Annotated in this window: 26 protein-coding genes and 1 tRNA gene; 6 read left to right on the forward strand and 21 right to left on the reverse strand. The window is 27.0% G+C overall.

Annotated features, from left to right (window positions below; translation table 11 throughout):
• Positions 1 to 183: 183 nt before the first annotated feature.
• From K0040_RS18140 to K0040_RS18170, 7 genes are all read right to left on the reverse strand, one after another.
• The gene (locus tag K0040_RS18140; RefSeq protein ID WP_228110137.1) at positions 184 to 609 is read right to left on the reverse strand and encodes a GNAT family N-acetyltransferase; all 426 of its coding nucleotides are present in this window, start codon (positions 607 to 609) and stop codon (positions 184 to 186) included.
• A gap of 182 nt (positions 610 to 791) precedes the next feature.
• Positions 792 to 1,505, reverse strand: a complete 714-nt coding sequence (locus K0040_RS18145) for a Crp/Fnr family transcriptional regulator (RefSeq protein ID WP_228110138.1) — start codon at positions 1,503 to 1,505, stop codon at positions 792 to 794.
• 106 nt (positions 1,506 to 1,611) lie between these two features.
• Complete coding sequence (locus tag K0040_RS18150) at positions 1,612 to 2,418, reverse strand: DUF438 domain-containing protein (RefSeq protein ID WP_228110139.1); 807 nt, start codon at positions 2,416 to 2,418, stop codon at positions 1,612 to 1,614.
• Positions 2,419 to 2,452: 34 nt separating this feature from the next.
• Positions 2,453 to 3,151 (reverse strand): iron-sulfur cluster repair di-iron protein, encoded by a 699-nt coding sequence (gene ric / locus K0040_RS18155; protein WP_228110140.1) that lies wholly within the window; start codon positions 3,149 to 3,151, stop codon positions 2,453 to 2,455.
• A gap of 227 nt (positions 3,152 to 3,378) precedes the next feature.
• Positions 3,379 to 3,534 (reverse strand): rubredoxin, encoded by a 156-nt coding sequence (locus K0040_RS18160; RefSeq protein ID WP_228110141.1) that lies wholly within the window; start codon positions 3,532 to 3,534, stop codon positions 3,379 to 3,381.
• A 36-nt stretch (positions 3,535 to 3,570) separates the two neighbouring features.
• The gene (locus K0040_RS18165; protein ID WP_228110142.1) at positions 3,571 to 4,758 is read right to left on the reverse strand and encodes an oxygen-binding di-iron domain-containing protein; all 1,188 of its coding nucleotides are present in this window, start codon (positions 4,756 to 4,758) and stop codon (positions 3,571 to 3,573) included.
• 258 nt (positions 4,759 to 5,016) lie between these two features.
• Complete coding sequence (locus K0040_RS18170) at positions 5,017 to 5,205, reverse strand: ferredoxin (protein ID WP_228110143.1); 189 nt, start codon at positions 5,203 to 5,205, stop codon at positions 5,017 to 5,019.
• Between the two features lie 538 nt (positions 5,206 to 5,743).
• Here K0040_RS18170 and K0040_RS18175 point away from each other — a divergent pair.
• Positions 5,744 to 6,091, forward strand: a complete 348-nt coding sequence (locus K0040_RS18175; protein ID WP_334302515.1) for a PadR family transcriptional regulator — start codon at positions 5,744 to 5,746, stop codon at positions 6,089 to 6,091.
• A complete protein-coding gene (locus K0040_RS18180) occupies positions 6,075 to 6,995 on the forward strand; it encodes a permease prefix domain 1-containing protein (RefSeq protein WP_228110145.1) in 921 nt (306 codons plus the stop codon). The genes K0040_RS18175 and K0040_RS18180 overlap by 17 nt, the downstream gene beginning before the upstream one ends.
• A gap of 379 nt (positions 6,996 to 7,374) precedes the next feature.
• On the opposite strand, the gene K0040_RS18185 is transcribed toward K0040_RS18180, so the two are convergent.
• Together K0040_RS18185 and K0040_RS20795 are read right to left on the reverse strand one after the other, a co-directional pair.
• Complete coding sequence (locus K0040_RS18185; protein WP_228110146.1) at positions 7,375 to 7,839, reverse strand: hypothetical protein; 465 nt, start codon at positions 7,837 to 7,839, stop codon at positions 7,375 to 7,377.
• Between the two features lie 104 nt (positions 7,840 to 7,943).
• Positions 7,944 to 8,066: a hypothetical protein gene (locus K0040_RS20795; RefSeq protein ID WP_265588937.1), complete on the reverse strand. Its 123-nt coding sequence runs from the start codon at positions 8,064 to 8,066 to the stop codon at positions 7,944 to 7,946.
• A 215-nt stretch (positions 8,067 to 8,281) separates the two neighbouring features.
• Between K0040_RS20795 and K0040_RS18190 the strand changes: the two genes are divergently transcribed.
• Positions 8,282 to 8,440 carry a DUF1540 domain-containing protein gene (locus K0040_RS18190; protein ID WP_228110147.1) on the forward strand — a complete coding sequence of 53 codons (159 nt, stop codon included), beginning with the start codon at positions 8,282 to 8,284 and terminating at the stop codon, positions 8,438 to 8,440.
• A 175-nt stretch (positions 8,441 to 8,615) separates the two neighbouring features.
• Here K0040_RS18190 and K0040_RS18195 read toward each other — a convergent pair whose 3' ends face one another.
• From K0040_RS18195 to K0040_RS18220, 6 genes are all read right to left on the reverse strand, one after another.
• A complete protein-coding gene (locus K0040_RS18195; RefSeq protein WP_228110148.1) occupies positions 8,616 to 8,870 on the reverse strand; it encodes a hypothetical protein in 255 nt (84 codons plus the stop codon).
• A 20-nt stretch (positions 8,871 to 8,890) separates the two neighbouring features.
• Positions 8,891 to 9,082: a YwbE family protein gene (locus tag K0040_RS18200; RefSeq protein ID WP_074917862.1), complete on the reverse strand. Its 192-nt coding sequence runs from the start codon at positions 9,080 to 9,082 to the stop codon at positions 8,891 to 8,893.
• A 73-nt stretch (positions 9,083 to 9,155) separates the two neighbouring features.
• Positions 9,156 to 9,231: transfer RNA gene (locus K0040_RS18205), tRNA-Met, on the reverse strand.
• A gap of 574 nt (positions 9,232 to 9,805) precedes the next feature.
• Positions 9,806 to 10,318 carry a DEAD/DEAH box helicase family protein gene (locus K0040_RS18210; protein WP_228110149.1) on the reverse strand — a complete coding sequence of 171 codons (513 nt, stop codon included), beginning with the start codon at positions 10,316 to 10,318 and terminating at the stop codon, positions 9,806 to 9,808.
• A 27-nt stretch (positions 10,319 to 10,345) separates the two neighbouring features.
• A complete protein-coding gene (locus tag K0040_RS18215; protein ID WP_228110150.1) occupies positions 10,346 to 10,798 on the reverse strand; it encodes a GNAT family N-acetyltransferase in 453 nt (150 codons plus the stop codon).
• Between the two features lie 53 nt (positions 10,799 to 10,851).
• A complete protein-coding gene (locus K0040_RS18220) occupies positions 10,852 to 11,412 on the reverse strand; it encodes an HD domain-containing protein (protein ID WP_228110151.1) in 561 nt (186 codons plus the stop codon).
• A gap of 344 nt (positions 11,413 to 11,756) precedes the next feature.
• Here K0040_RS18220 and K0040_RS18225 point away from each other — a divergent pair, with 344 nt between their 5' ends.
• A complete protein-coding gene (locus tag K0040_RS18225) occupies positions 11,757 to 11,918 on the forward strand; it encodes a DUF1540 domain-containing protein (RefSeq protein ID WP_228110152.1) in 162 nt (53 codons plus the stop codon).
• Between the two features lie 166 nt (positions 11,919 to 12,084).
• On the opposite strand, the gene K0040_RS20800 is transcribed toward K0040_RS18225, so the two are convergent.
• The 6 genes from K0040_RS20800 to K0040_RS18245 form a co-directional block, all read right to left on the reverse strand.
• Positions 12,085 to 12,207: a hypothetical protein gene (locus K0040_RS20800; RefSeq protein WP_265588938.1), complete on the reverse strand. Its 123-nt coding sequence runs from the start codon at positions 12,205 to 12,207 to the stop codon at positions 12,085 to 12,087.
• Between the two features lie 28 nt (positions 12,208 to 12,235).
• A complete protein-coding gene (locus tag K0040_RS18230; RefSeq protein ID WP_228110153.1) occupies positions 12,236 to 12,856 on the reverse strand; it encodes a hypothetical protein in 621 nt (206 codons plus the stop codon).
• Between the two features lie 54 nt (positions 12,857 to 12,910).
• Entirely contained in the window at positions 12,911 to 13,297 is a 387-nt protein-coding gene (locus K0040_RS18235) for a hypothetical protein (protein WP_228110154.1), read from the reverse strand.
• A 72-nt stretch (positions 13,298 to 13,369) separates the two neighbouring features.
• Positions 13,370 to 13,525, reverse strand: coding sequence for a hypothetical protein (locus K0040_RS18240; RefSeq protein ID WP_228110155.1), 156 nt, complete (start codon positions 13,523 to 13,525; stop codon positions 13,370 to 13,372).
• A 91-nt stretch (positions 13,526 to 13,616) separates the two neighbouring features.
• Positions 13,617 to 13,742 carry a hypothetical protein gene (locus K0040_RS20805; RefSeq protein ID WP_265588939.1) on the reverse strand — a complete coding sequence of 42 codons (126 nt, stop codon included), beginning with the start codon at positions 13,740 to 13,742 and terminating at the stop codon, positions 13,617 to 13,619.
• Positions 13,743 to 14,287: 545 nt separating this feature from the next.
• Positions 14,288 to 14,680, reverse strand: coding sequence for a bleomycin resistance protein (locus K0040_RS18245; RefSeq protein ID WP_228110156.1), 393 nt, complete (start codon positions 14,678 to 14,680; stop codon positions 14,288 to 14,290).
• A 287-nt stretch (positions 14,681 to 14,967) separates the two neighbouring features.
• Here K0040_RS18245 and K0040_RS18250 point away from each other — a divergent pair, with 287 nt between their 5' ends.
• A complete protein-coding gene (locus K0040_RS18250) occupies positions 14,968 to 15,531 on the forward strand; it encodes a DUF2238 domain-containing protein (protein WP_228110157.1) in 564 nt (187 codons plus the stop codon).
• A 65-nt stretch (positions 15,532 to 15,596) separates the two neighbouring features.
• The gene (locus K0040_RS18255) at positions 15,597 to 15,956 is read left to right on the forward strand and encodes a CBS domain-containing protein (RefSeq protein WP_228110158.1); all 360 of its coding nucleotides are present in this window, start codon (positions 15,597 to 15,599) and stop codon (positions 15,954 to 15,956) included.
• Positions 15,957 to 16,177 lie beyond the last annotated feature (221 nt).

The following is a 16,177-nucleotide window of genomic DNA, read 5'->3' on the forward strand; positions in this document are numbered from 1 at the left end:
TAGATATGGATGAGAATTTAAAAGAAAGAGTTAAAAAATATCAGTATTAAAAAATCAGGTAGATTAATTTTATCTACCTGACTTATAAAATAAAAACTACTTACACACTTTTATTGACAAACCCTAACATCTTCACTTTAGATTATCAAAATTTTCTATAGTAGAATATGTTTCTTATCTAATTTATAAATTATCATCATTACTCTTTTGATTTCGCAACATACCACATTTATTTTCTGGCAAATACTCAAATTTATGTTTGCTGTATAACAAATCAGCAGGATTATTTGCTATTAAAAAAATATAGCTATCCTCATATGTATTTTTCTCAAAGTAATTATCCAGCTCTTTCATTATCAAATCTGCTAATCCCTTTCTACGATAGTTTTCATCTACCATAATGTCGCTTACCACATAGGTTATACCACCATCACCTACTATTCTTCCAAAAGCAATTAATTTATCTTTATCATATATTGATGCTGTAAATAAAGAGTTTTGTAAAGCTATTTCACTTCTTTCTAAATCTTTATCTCCCATGTTTGAACGCAATCTTAGGCTAACATAATCTTTGGCAGTTGGTACTTCATAAATAAGTTGTGTCTCCATAATTCACCTCAACAAAAATTTTTATTTCACAATATATAATTATTGTTCTATTATTAATAATATCTTATTAATTATAAAAACCAAATCTATTTTATAGAAACTGTCTTTTCTACAAATTTAAAAGAGGTATAAAAATTATTTACACCTCTTTTGCTGATTAATTCATCTTCTTATATTTGTATTTATAGTATTCCAGATTCTAATAAACTTATATCCTTTACTATTACTTTTTTAGTACCAATAAATTTTATAATGTTTTTATTTTCTAGCAAGTTTAGTTTTCTACTTAGGGTCTCCCTGGCTATTCCACAATAGTTAGCCATTTCTTCCCTATTTAATGGTAAATTTATTTCTACTTTTCCATCTACTTCTTTTCCGTACTTCTCAGAGAATTCTAAGAGCATGCAACATATTCTTGCTTCAGGATCATTTGTAGATAAATTTCTTGATAAGTTCTCTACTTCCACTAGTCTTTTATTTAATTCTGAAATGAACTTTAGACAAATTGAAATATTGCGAGATAATATTTCTTTTATGTCCTCTCTTGAAATAGTACATAGTTCAGTATTCTTAATGGCAGTTGCTGAGATATTGCTTTCAATAACGTCTCCTAATATATTATTTTCTCCAATAAAATCTCCAACAGTTAATATATTTATAATTTGCTCTTTACCATCACCAGTAGTTTTGCTTATTTTTATCATACCTTCACTTATAATAAATAGCTTTGAAACCTTATCTCCTTCTAAAAATAAGTTTTCTCCCTTTTTCAAAGCCATGTGCTTTCTTACTGATATTATTCTATCTAATTCTTCTTTAGAAAGAGATTCAAATATAGGAATTTCATGTGCATATAGTTTGCTTGCACATTTTTCACAACATAAGTCACAACTCAAAATAAATACCTCCTAGATAAATCATAATCTCATTTTAATTATACTATAAATTTCGAATTTATTATTGAGATTCTAAGATTAATCTAAAAGGTATTTATTATTTTTATTATTTACAATCCTCAGGAGTAAAAGTACAATATCCTATATTGTCACATTCAGTTTTCATGTTAGACCACTTAGCATCACTATCAATGCTTTCTAATGCTGTAGGATATAATATATAATTTTCCTTAAAGATATGGTCTTTTAACTCAAAGCAAATATCATTTGAAAGCCTTTTTAATTCTTTTTTATATTCTTCGAAATCTAAAGTAGAAACAGATTCACTTAACTTCTTTAAGTCTTTCTTCTTTTTTCTTAAATCTTCATGTTCTAGTCTCATTATTCTTGTTGGGCCTGTAATTCCCTTACTTTCAAGCTCTGGGAATAAAACATCCTCTTCTCTTTTATGATGCGGCTCTGCATCTAGTATATTGTCAATTAATTCAGTTACTCTTCCAAATTCTCCTCTGCTTTCATCAAATTTATTCATGTTTAGTATTGTGTTTGTTACTTCATCTAGTTTTCTTAAAAAGCTTAAAATTAATTCATGTTCTTCTATTAGGGTATATAATACATGTCCCTTTGATATATTACTTTGTAATTTTTCCAGTTCACCCTTTAAAACCATCATATGAATCTCACATAAATGTCTTAATTCACTTGGATCCATTCCTTCTTCTATTAAACTTTGCTCTGCAATTGAAAGCTCTAGAGGGCTTATTGATTTAACAAGTTCTAATCCATTTTCCTTTAAATCTTCTGTTAACCCCTCTTCATTTAATCTTCTTAAAATAAATGTTAATTCTTTTATCTTTTCTTCATTAACTGCACTATCTGCTTCATTATTTGATATAAGTTTCTTGTTTTCCAAATTAATCACCTCTCTATATATAGTTAACTTTTTATTAATATCTCTTAAATAAAATATTGTTTTCTTTATGGATATGAATAAATAAATCTTTCTCAAGTTCATGCATTTTTAAATATAATAACTTAAAACTAGTACACGCCCATTCTGGAGCATTATAATCATCTGTAATCTCTGCTAATTCCTTAAGTATGTCTCCAGCAGCTTCATGTTCTTGTATAATGCTTTTTATTTCTTCTTTTAATTTTTCCTTTTCTTCTTTATTATTATTCTTATCAAACTCAATCATCTTTGGAAATAGTACTTTTTCCTCTTTTATTAAATGCTCTTCTAATTCACACTTAAGTGCTCCAAAAAGCTTATGAACTCTTGTTAAAACTTCAGGCAAGTGATCATAATGAACTCTAAATACCTTTACTAGCAATGAATCAATGTCTTTTAATAATTCAAAAGTTTTGATATGATGAGTATTTGTTATATGATCAATTAATTCTTCTGAAGGTCTTTCATTCCAATTTACATATAAAGTGTTATCGAATGTAAATTTTTCAAGTTCAATATTGATATCTTCAATAAATTTATCCACATCAATATCCTTATCATTTAATGCAACTTCTAAACTTTGATTTCCACCACAGCAATAATCTAATTGCATTTCATTAAACTTTTCTACAATAGCTGGATAAATAACAACACATTCACCTAAACTTAAATTTTTATTTATATTATTTTTCATATTAATTCCTCCAAATATTTAAATTTCTTATCTATAACTGAATTATATAAAAAACATGAGAATAAAAATGTGACTACAGTCATATTTTAAATAAATTATATAAAAACAATAAAATTTGTATCATTACTGACAAAAAAAAGAGGAATGCAATATGGTAAACCTTCTTGCATCCCTCTTTCTTCTAAGAAATCTTTATTTTCTCTTAACCTATATGACTTTAGACAACCTTATTGCTCTTCAAAATCGTCTTTTCCTACTCCACATAATGGGCATTCAAAATCTTCTGGTACATCAGCCCATTTTGTTCCTGGTTCTATACCTCCATCTGGGTATCCTTCAGCTTCATCATAGATATATCCACAAACAGTACATACATATTTCATAATTATTTTCCTCTCCTTTTCTATAATCTAGATTTATTATGATAAAAGACCTCTAACAAGAGCTGAAATCTTTTCATCATCCTCTTCATTTGAACTCCACAAACATTTTACTTCTTCATCAACTACATTAAATCCTGAACCAGCTAATTTTTCTTTTAGTATTTTTACACTTTCACCACTCCAGCCATAACATCCAAAGGCTGCAGCTTTTTTATTTTTAAACTTCAATGTTTTTAGGAATGTTAGCCAACCATCTACACTAGAAAGAATATCATTTAATGCAGTAGGAGAACCAACAGCAATTGCTTTAGATTTAAATACTTCTACCATTATTTCATTTTTATCTGCCTTTGCTATATTAAATACTTTTACTACAGTATCAGGACTTTGTTTTGAAATTTCACTTGCTATTTTGTGGGCAATCTTTGCTGTATTTTCCCACATAGTATCATAAGCAATTGTAATCTGATTTTCTTGATAAGCTTCAGCCCACTGTGCATATTTTTCTACAATTTGCAAAGGATTCTCTCTCCAGATTACACCATGAGATGGTGCTATCATATCAATTGGAATATTTAAATCAATAATTTCTTTTATTTTCTTAGATACTAATGGAGAAAAAGGATTAAGAATATTAGCATAATATTTCATTGCCTCTTTCATTAAGATACACTGATTTGCTTTATCAGCAAACAGTTCTTCTACGGCAAAATGTTGTCCAAAAGCATCCATTGAAAATAAGATATTGTCACCTGTCAAATAAGTTGCCATGGAATCTGGCCAATGTAACATTCTCATCTCTACAAATACAAGTTGTTTTCCATTTCCTATATCAAGAGTATCTCCTGTTTTTACAACATTAAAATTCCATCCGCGTTTACCATATTGACCTTCCAAACTCTTAACTGCATTAGCAGTACAATAAATTGGCGTATCTGGAATTTCTTCCATTATTGTAGGTAGGGCTCCTGAATGATCTATCTCTCCATGATTTATAACAATATAATCAATCTTATGTAAATCAATCTCTTTCTTTAAATTCTCAACAAATTCAAAGCGGTGTTCTGACCAAATAGTATCTATTAAAACTGTTTTTTCTTCTTCAATCAAGTAAGCATTTTGGCTTGATCCATTCATTATAGAATACTCATCTCCGTGGAAATGCTGTAATTCCCAATCTATAAACCCTATCCAACTTACATTATTTTTTACTTTTTTTCTCATTGCTAATTCTCCTTTTTGCTAATTCTCCTTTTTTACAAAAAATCTCTTTAAAGTCCAACACGAGATACCAATATAAAAAAATATATCCCACATCATTTTTTACTTTCTATTTTAGATTTCCAATTTTTAAAACTGATTATTCAAATTTCCATTTCTGTAAATAGAATATCAGATTTTTATAAAAATAAAAAGGTAATTCTTTAAATTATTTACCTAAATAGTTACATTTTTATCTTACATATTATTTATATGCTTTTATTAGTCTATTGTTATAGCTGATACTGGACAATTTTCCATTGCATCTTTTGCTGATTCTAATATATCTTCAGATATTTCACCTTCCATTGGAACTGATATTCCTTCATCATCCATTGTGAATACTTCAGGACACATTCCTGCACATGATTCACATCCTATACAAACATCTCTATCTACAAAAGCTCTCATTTTTAATTCTCCTTTTTATTTATGTATTTATATTTTAGATAGATGACTGAAAAAATCCAATCATACTGCCTCTCAGTCATCTTTAAGCTTGCATTCATAATATACCTTTTTTTTACATGTTTCTGTAACATTCGTTACAAATAAGAAAAATTAAAAACAATTAAAATTTCTTCCACCACGAATTTTCAAATCTTACCTTAAAATTCTGATTTATTATCTTCTATGTTGATTTTGATGCAAAAACAGTAGTAGAAATTATAGACCCAACTATAAAAGATTTTTTTATTTCATATCCAAATTCACGCTACACAAGGTCATCATCAATTACTTGGTCTTTGTTTAATTAGAATCATCTAATGATTGTACTTAATCTTAAACATCTTCACTTATAAATTCCAATTTACCTATAAGCATATAGAAACGACCTTTATTTTGAAACGTATTAAAATTGTCTATGTTATATACAATTATTTTTCATGCATATTGACTTTATCCATAAAATAGAATACAATCATTCTATAATACATAGGAATCCGAGGTGTTGATTTTGAATAAGGAACTTATAAAAGGTAGTACTATAACATTAATTTTAAATTCACTAAAAAAAGAACCCATGTATGGATATGGCATGATTAAAGAAATTGAAAATAAATCTAATGGCGTCTTTCTCTTTAAAGAAGGAACTCTATATCCTATTTTACATGATCTTGAAAAAAACAAATTTATCGAATCCTTTTGGGATACTGAAAATGGTAGACGTAGAAAATACTACAGAATTACTAAAAAAGGTCTTACAGAATTAAAAGGACGAGAAAATGAATGGAAAGTATTTAGTAAAACAATGAATTTAGTATTAGGGGGGAATGTTAATGAATATGCAAAATAATTCTATACAAAATTTCCTACAATCTGTATGTAAGTTTATTACTACAGAAGAAAAAGCAAAAAATATTCAAGATGAACTTAGAGACCATATTTATAGTTATATTGAAGAATATACTAAAGATGGTATGAGTACTGACGCTGCCACAACTATGGCTTTAAAACAAATGGGTGATCCTGATATTTTAAGTAAAATTTATAAAGATAAAACCTCTAAGTTTGGTAGATTATTACACATATTTTTAGTAATAATAGTTTTATCTATTTCCACTTTTAGCGGATTAGCATACAGTTACATTGATAGTTTTAACAATCTTAATATGTTTTTTATCTGTGCTCTCTTAAATATATCTATTAATTTATGTCTAGGAATTTATATCATAGATATTATCAGAACATATAAAAAAGAGCGTGAACTGTCTAAATTAGATCCCCTTTTCTATATTCAATCTTATAAATCATCTATATGGGAAGAAAAGGCTATAAAATATACACAGATATTTCTTATAATTATCTCTTTTATACTTTTGATGTCCATTTTAAGTAAGTCTATCCATATACAATCAAGCGAAGTATTATCTTCGTTTTTATTTAATTTAAATTTATTAAGTTTCTTTATATATATAATTATATACTTATCCATCTTAACTCCTAAGGGAAAGCATACAATTGTATACTCTGATGGTATACTTACATTTAAGTATTTTATACCTTGGAATAATATTCAAGGATATATGTGGAGTAAAGAATCTATAAATGGTAAAGTATGCTATAGCCTTGAGTTTTCACTAAAAAAATCATCTAAAATTTCATCTGGCAGAGCTCCTATAAAAGTTAGTTCATCCCAAGTAAATTTAATAAATGAGTTATTAAAAAATAATAATATAGATGAAATTCCTTGTTCATAGTAAAAAAAATATAACCTTTTAGTAAATAAAATTTTATATATTGAAATAGAGTACTAATTTTATGAAACTTTAAATCCAAGATTAGTACTCTTATTTATATCTATTTCTTAAGATAATATCATTCTCACTAAATTTTTATGCCTCAAATTAAATAGTAAATAAAAATACCAGGTAACTTGTAGCAAGTAAAAGCATAATAGAAGACACTACGATACTTGATTTATCTTTCAATATATATTTCTCGCTTTTTTCCTTCGCACTTTATAACTATTGTAACATTGATCATAGTCCTAAGGAATTTATAAATAATTTATGTGAATTCCATGTTTTATTTTAGGCTCTGTTTTAAACCATTGTTGATAGTTGAGTATTAAAATTGTTACTTGAATTTATTCTTTGGAATATAACTCTTAGTCTTTGATTTTTTATCAAAACTGTAGATTATAGTTGTTGTTAAAGCAATAATTATCAATATATGTAGAATAATATGATAAACATCAGGAATATACACTGTTTCTGATGTGAAAATTTTAATTGCATCTTTAAAATATTCAATTTTCCCTTCAGTGCTTCCCATAAATCCATCCCTAAATATGGTATACCATTCATGACTTAAAAATTGAGTAATAAGCCACATAGAGTTCCATATTAAAAGAAGATATTTTCCTACCTGCTCTTTAAAAACGAATACGATAAATATAACTAATGGAATCACCATGAAAAACCACTCTTCTTTATATGAACTTGTAACCAAGTACTTATTACCAAAGTCAACTCCTATCATGGCTAAAAAGTACCATAAAAGAAGAACTACGTTTGAAATTATGCAATATTTTTTCTTCATTTCTTCTCTCCCAATTTTATAAAGATTTTATATTTCCTTCTCACAATATAACAAATGTGAGTTAAATTATAGTTTGATTACATACTAATTATAACATTAATTTTTTAACTTCTTTTAACCACTCTTGTCCATCTATAACATTCTATTTTTGATTCGTTGACAATTTTCTCAAGAGCTGTTACTGATATAGATTGCTTATCTCTATCATAAAAATAAAGATAAGTCATATATTAAAACTTTTTAAATACTCTAACCTTGGAAGCCATAATATTTATTACACAATATATATTAATATTGTGTAATAAATTATTCAGTTCTAAAGTGACTTAAATATGATTTAATACCTAAAACATATTATTACAAATTACTCGAATAAAATTAGCGTTAATATAACATAATAATATCGTAACATAAAGAATAAGACAACAAAGGAGAGATAACAATGAAAAAAAATGAAAGTATAGCTTGTGAAGTTACAGAATGTAAATACCACAGTGATCAAGAAAACTATTGTGCTTTAGACAAAATTCGTGTTGTAAAACACAGTGGTTCAGCAACTACAGTTGAACAAACTGATTGTGGAAGTTTTGCAAAAAAATAATTAATTTTAATACTGCCTACTTTGTGTAGGCAGTATTCTTTATTTAAGAAAGTTACTAACTTCATATATTTACACAAAATTAATTATATACATTGCTTTTTTAAACTGAAAAAGAGAGTCTTAGGCTAAAACTCTCTTTCTTAACAATATATTAAATTTATAAATTTACTCAGATTTAAACTTTTTTAGGCCTTAAGTCTGATTGACTTAAATGCTTTCTTATTACATATGTTGTTCCATCTTTTTTTAACTCTGCTTCATATGAATATCCATACTTTTCTATTTCATAATAATCTAGTATTCTAACTGCATCTCCTGCTTTTAAAGAAATATTCTTTGTGTTAGTTTCACTTCCATCTATATGTGCCTTTATCCTTCTATTTTTTGCAAGATAGGCTATATCATTTATTTCAAATTCTCTTTTTATCATAAAATCTCCTTAAAATATATTTATAAAATTTCTTGAACCCTGCCAACTATGCCACTTTCAAGCATAACCTTGATTCCATGGGGATGGGTTTTAGAATTTGTAAGTATTCTAGATACCACACCCTCTGTTAATTTTCCAGTTCTTTGGTCTTGTTTTTGAACTACTAATACTTTACTTCCTATTTTTATATTATCTCTATTTTGTCCATTCATATTTATTTCCTCTTCTTATTTAAAAAAACTCTTATATCAAGTGATATAAGAGTTTTATATTCATAGTATTAATTGGTTGCGGAGACAGGACTCGAACCTGTGACCTTTGGGTTATGAGCCCAACGAGCTGCCAACTGCTCCACTCCGCGCTGTTATTTAATTTGTGTATTAACTATAACATATATAATTTAATATAACAACCCATTATTAAATTGTTCTTTCCTAGCTTGTAACTTTTGAATCTGCCCAAAATCCAAATTATAAATCTAATCTTATTTTTTCCCTTAAAAGTTTTTAATTTTTTACACATTTTTATTTTTGAATTTATTAGATTTCATGCTCTAATTCCTATTTATATATATGATATTAAAATCATCATTTCTTAGCATTATATTAAAATAGTAAATCAAATTTGTTCTATAAATTTACTATCTTAATATGTGTTTTACTATTTTAATTAATATATATAATAACAAAGCTACAGTAACAATAACTTGTAATAATAGTTCCCAGTTTATAGTCACTACTGGATTCATCATAACTCCCCCTTTTTATTCTAACGCTATCACTATATTCATTTCTTTTTAAAGCAATGTATACCACAGGTATGTCTAATTTAAGAGTTCTTAGCTTTATCCCTTAAATCTATTATTTCAAACTACCTAATATTTAACTTTATAATATATAACAATCGCTCATTTAATCTGCTTCACAAAGAGGAATTTATAAACTAGCTTCCACTTGATAACAATCATCAATCAGAATATAATTACAGTTATATTTTTCGCACATATCCAGATAGTAAGTGTTATCTTCAAGGGTAGAGTCCATTGTACACCATGAGTCATCAATGCGTTGCTCAATTACATTGGAATAATTCTTTATATCTGAAAAGTGATTTTCAATATATTTTCTGCTCATAACAAGACAATAATATTGAATCTCTTTCAGATATTCATCATCAAAACACTCCTTCCAATCAAACGGAATGTAACAGCCTTCTACCACAAGATTCTCTTTGTTTTCAATTGCTGTCTTTATCATTTCTTTAACAATCGGCCACAAATAATCTTCCAGTTCTTTGTCATCTTCGGGAGTTAAAGCTGTGTTTTCGCTTCGTATTAGCCCCATTTTCAAAAGGTCGATAGAGAAGTAGGGATATTTATATTTTTCAAGAAATTTTTGTGCCAACAGAGTTTTTCCTGTATGAGAAGCTCCTGTAATTAAAACAATCATTTTGTCATCACCTCCTATAAATTTTAGCTAATCTATTTTTTTCTCCATAACAAAGTTTGCGAGCACAATTCCTTGCCTCTCAATCTGTTGCTCTTTAATAACCTTGTAACCTCTTTTTTCAAAGAAAGGTCTTGCTGTAATGGAAGCGTGGGTAATAACTTTCTTTTGAACTGATTTTTCCAATCTATTACAAATAGCAGTAGCAACACCTTTTCCTTGATAATCCTTATGAACAAACAATCTATCAAGATAGCCTGTTTTATCTATATCTCCAAAACCAATGATAAGTTTATTATCAAGTGCAACAATACTATAATGCTCTTGAAATGATTGATTCCAAATTTCTAAATCAACCGTCACTGTTGCCCATACATCTAATTGTTCTTTTGTGTAATCTCTTGCATTAACTGTGTGGACAGTATTATAAAATAGATCTGCTAATTCTTCGCAATCTGATGGTTTGTATTCCCGAATAATCATCTTTCATCCCCTCTAAATTCCTATTTCCACGTATTTTCGTAAATTGAAATTTATCATTTCTCTCCTAACTTCTTTAAAGTATCTTCACGAACTGCTTGTCTTAATGTTGTAAGATATTGTGAAAAGGCAACTTTGTCATCCGCATAAGTTTTATTCAGTTCATATTCTTTCGGGATCCAAGTGGATAAGTCAGAAACATTATGCTGAATTAAAGCTTCAAGTCCATCAATAGCTTTGTAAATTTGGGCTTCTATAGTTTTTCGTTGTGCCATTTCTTCATAAAGTGAAATCATTTCTTCTGCATATTTTGCAGGAAGAGAATTTACCCAGCTATACAGCAGATTTTCTTCTGTCTTTTCATCAGCTTGTGTCTTTTCAAAAGTAGGAATATCCCCTGTAAACGCCTCTCCCAAGTCATGGATAATACACATTGTGATGACTTTATCCATGTCTACTTCTGGAAATTCATCCTTCATAAAGTAAGCCATTAAAGTCATCATCCAGCTATGTTCGGCTACACTTTCGTGCCTACCTTTAGACGTATAGCAATGACGAGTCTCGTCTTTTAGTCTTTCGGCAATCAAAAGTGCATCCAGTAATTTTCTTGGTTCCATAATTATTCCCTCCCTAAAAATTCCATTTATGTATATAATATCAAAAATACTTTTATCTCACAATATATAACTATTGTAACATTGATCATAGTCCTAAGAAGTTTAGAAATAATTTATGTGTGTAATTTTTAATCATAAAAAAGAGGGTATTAGGCTAATACTCTCTTTCTTCCCATTATATTAAGATTATGCATTAAATTATTCAGTTCTAAAGTGACTTAAATATGATTTAATACCTAAATTTCATATAAACATATTATTACTAATTACTCGAATATAATTAGCGTTAATATTACATAATAATATCGTAACATAAAAAATAAGATAACAAAGGAGAGATGACAATGAAAAAAAATGAAAGTATAGCTTGCGAAGTTACAGAATGTAAATACCACAGTGATCAAGAAAACTACTGTGCTTTAGACAAAATTCAAGTTGTAAAACACAGTGGTTCAGCTACTACAGTTGAACAAACTGATTGTGGAAGTTTTGCAAAAAAAAATTAATTTTAATACTGCCTACTTTGTGTAGGCAGTATTCTTTATTTAGCAAATTCAATTTTCTGTAATCCTCAAATAGGTACATTATAAGGATTGAGGAAATAAACAAGGACAACACAGCATTTGGCTTTTGTCTTTTTATAACTCATTATATAACTATTGTTTCCATAATTTATTTCAACGTTTTTACTAGAGCTCCTCTAGTCTTTCCAAGAAGTTCATTTTTAATTATAAAGTTCCATACTGGTTCAAATTTCTTCCATGATCCTGCATAAGTAAAATGTTTTAATCTCATTCTAATTTCTTCATGTTCCCTTGAAGAATTACATTAATTTAATAAATTTTTCTAGCCACCATTCTCTATCTAAGCTAATGTATCCATTAGGAGTTACTATTACATACTCATCATTTATGTCTAATACATCAGGTACACCTGTGTATACCATATCTATGTAAAAATTAAATGGTTTAGATTTTTTATTCAATTTGCATTCTAATTCCTCTATATAATCACAAAATTTATTGCCAACTATTATTTCATAGAAAGAAATAGCACTTTTGCCACCTGCTTGCATCTCCCACCACTCAATGAAAAGTGGATATGTTTTTTTACAACATTCTCTAAGCTCTATATATTGTAGTTGTGAAAAATTATTTACATTATACTTTTCATTAACTAATACACACATTTTATTAGGATTGATATTATTACATTTTTCTTCTATAGTATTATTAAACCATAGTTTCCATTGTAATTTTAATTTATCACTTTGTAATTTTTTACAATCTGTATTTAATAGATTAGTAGGCCAAGGTGTGTTTGAATCATCAAAATTCTTATCATCAATTAAATTATACATACATCCAGTAAATATAATAAAATTTAGCAATTCATCTGTAGATGTTCTAATGGCCCAAGACTTATTAACTTCCTCATTTACCATTTTTTTAATCCCTTTCTACTTATTTTTAGTTTCCAATATATCAAAATTAAACTTTTATTTTAACTTAAATAAGTCATACTTTATAATATTTCTATTTTGATCTAAGCTTTTAACTAGCTTTAACTTTATAAACTGACCTATTTCATAAGACTCAAATATTTCTTTATCATTTATTTCATAATTATTGCCTTCATATTCTAACTCAACAACATATGTACTTGGTAATTTTGAAGGAACTCTATCTCCGCCAATTAACATTATGGTCCCTTTACAAAATATTTTGTTCGTTATTTCCATGCTTACAATATCTTCTTCAATATATTTTGTTTTTGATTTTAAACTTCTTTTACGTTTATAATTTTTTATTTCTACAAATAGCAAATACATACTCCCAAAAACAATTACTATTATCCAAAATAAATTTTCTATTAACTCTTTCATACAAATTCTCCTTAGTACGTCCTCCTATTTTTATCAAGTTTTTCACATAATTCACAATAATCTACATTATATTTAAGAGATTGCAGTAACTTGACTTGCCACCAATTTATACTCTTCAACTATCTTTATTCCACCACTAAAATACCCGTGATTTATTTCAATAAATATAGGGTACTCTTCATGTAGGACAGCACATATCTTTTCTAAATCGGTATTACAGCTTTGCATAACTCTTAACGTATGTAATAAAATTTGTAGATGGATTTTTTTATTTAAAAATAACCATGAAGAAATGTACTCCATGGTTATTTAAAATTTTTTATTTCAACTTATTTTTATTTAAAAACACCATTAAATCTTTAATAGACTTAAATATCATTGCTAAAGCTAAAATAGATATGAGTAGTACTAACACTATGCCTACTAAAGGATGCATTTTATCCATAACTTATTACTCCCTTAAAAGTATGTTTAGGTAAATTTTACCACATGGTCACATATTTAAAAAGTAATATACATCACTCTTAACAATTTGTAAGATTATGGTTAATATTTTGATAAAATAATCTACCAAATATATACTCTAATTTATTAATAAACTATTTATCTACCATCTTTGCCTATAAACATAGGCGGTTTTATGTAGCTTATTATTTCATTAAAAATTCTCTCATAACTACTTATCTAACTAGAAATAATATAAAAACTTATTTTGATTTTCTAGAAATAACATTTATTAGCAACTTTATTAAAATTATTATCAATATTACTGGTAATATCATTGCCATAAATCCAAATATATTAAAATTATTCATTTTTTAATCTCCTTTTTTAATCTCATGCATATCTTTTTTAATCTCATGCATATAAAGTAAATGTTGAACCCTCTTTTATAGTAACTCTTACATAAACAAATGATGTTTCTGGATTTCACAATGTATTGAAATTGTTCACTTAATCTGCTGGATAAATTGAAATTTATAGTTTAGACTAATCTGTAAATCTTAATAGATAGCCATTAGGATCTTGTAGTAAAAATTCTTTTTGTTCAATTATCTTATCCCCCACTTTATAATTACTAATCATTATTTTTCTAAAAGGAGTAACATTATGGCTAATCACTATATCATATAAACTGTCGATATCTTTAACTTCAACAGAAAGATTAATCCCTCTTCCTAAAGGATATTCCAGTTCTCCTATATTCCATCCATCATCATGTAATTGTTCAAACATAAATTGACTATTTTCAAAAGATACAAAAATAAAATTATCTTCTATCCTATGGTACTCTAATTTAAAACCTAAAATATTTAAATAAAAATCTCGTGTTTCTTCTATATTAAATACTGTTAATTCAGGTATCAGCTTATTAAATCTCAAATATATCCCTCCCTACAAATTCCTAGTTATCTATATGGTACCAAAAAAATTTTCATCTCGCATTATTTATCAATTAACCGTTTTCATTCAACATCTTTTTATAAATTTACGAGATTTCCTGGATTACTTCTTTCTATAGAGTATATATTCTGTTACTTCAAGATACTCATAACACTTTAGATAAATTAATATTAGCTAGATAATAATATAGATATTTTAAATTTCTAAATGATTTATATGCTATTTACACATAATAAATATAAATATTCTAAATGGTAGGTGCAAATATGAAAGATAAAAAAATCAGTATCTTTAATTTAATACTTTATATTATATATATTTTTTCAATAATATTCTTTATATTTAAAGGTGAATATGGAAAAAGTGGATTAAGTGCAATTTGCTTAATTATACTCTTTGTATTAAATAAATTATATTCTAAAAATTATCCTATAATAGATAAAAGTTTATTTATATTTGGTAACTTATTTATATTATCTTCATTCTTATTAGGATCTTGTTATAACCTTTATGACAAAATTAAAATTTATGATGACTTTTTGCATTTTTGGTCAGGATTTATAACTGTTAAAATAGGCTGGAATATATTAAATTTTTTAAATATACAAAATTCATCTAGTAAAATAATAATTCTTATACTTCTTCTTTTCTTTGGTCTAGGTATGTCTGGTTTCTTGGAAATAATTGAGTATATATTAGATGTATTATTTAGTAAAGATACTCAATCAGGTGGGCTAAAAGATACTATGCAAGATATGATTGACGCTTTGGTTGGTTGCCTTATTATGTGTGGGTATTACCTTAAAAAAATAAAAAAAATAAATCAATAATTATAAGCATATGTTCTGTTTAAAAGGAAAAGATAGTATTGATTTGAAAAAAGGAGGGTTTAACTATGAAAGTAAAAGATCTAATGACAAAGGAAGTATCATATGTAACAACAGGTTCTAATATAAAAAATGCAGCAGATATTATGAAATCTTTAGATGTTGGAATAGTTCCCGTTTGTGATAATAATCAAACTCCTGTTGGAGTAATAACAGATAGAGACATAGTTTTGAGAAGTGTTGCTGAAAATAATACTAATCAAAATGTAGAAAGTGTAATGAGTGGAAATATGGTAAGCGTGAGCCCTGATGCAGATGCTCATGAAGCAGCTAGCTTAATGGGCCAAAATCAAATCAGAAGATTGCCAGTAGTTGAAAATAATAAGATTGCTGGCATGCTTTCTCTAGGTCAATTTTATAAGAAGTAAATAATTAGCAAGTTCTTTACTAAACTCACCATTGTCGAAAATTCTTATTTAGATATATTTTAATCTATTTTTCACATCAAAAAATCTAGAAGTATAGGGACTGTAGGTAGATTTGTGTAAAACAAACTTACCTACAGTCTTTTTTGTATGTAAAACTGGTAAGTTTGGAATAATATTCATATTAAACTTTTGGAGGTATTAAAATGAAAAATAAAAAAGAA

Source organism: Terrisporobacter petrolearius (assembly GCF_020748185.1).
Lineage (GTDB): Bacteria > Bacillota > Clostridia > Peptostreptococcales > Peptostreptococcaceae > Terrisporobacter > Terrisporobacter petrolearius.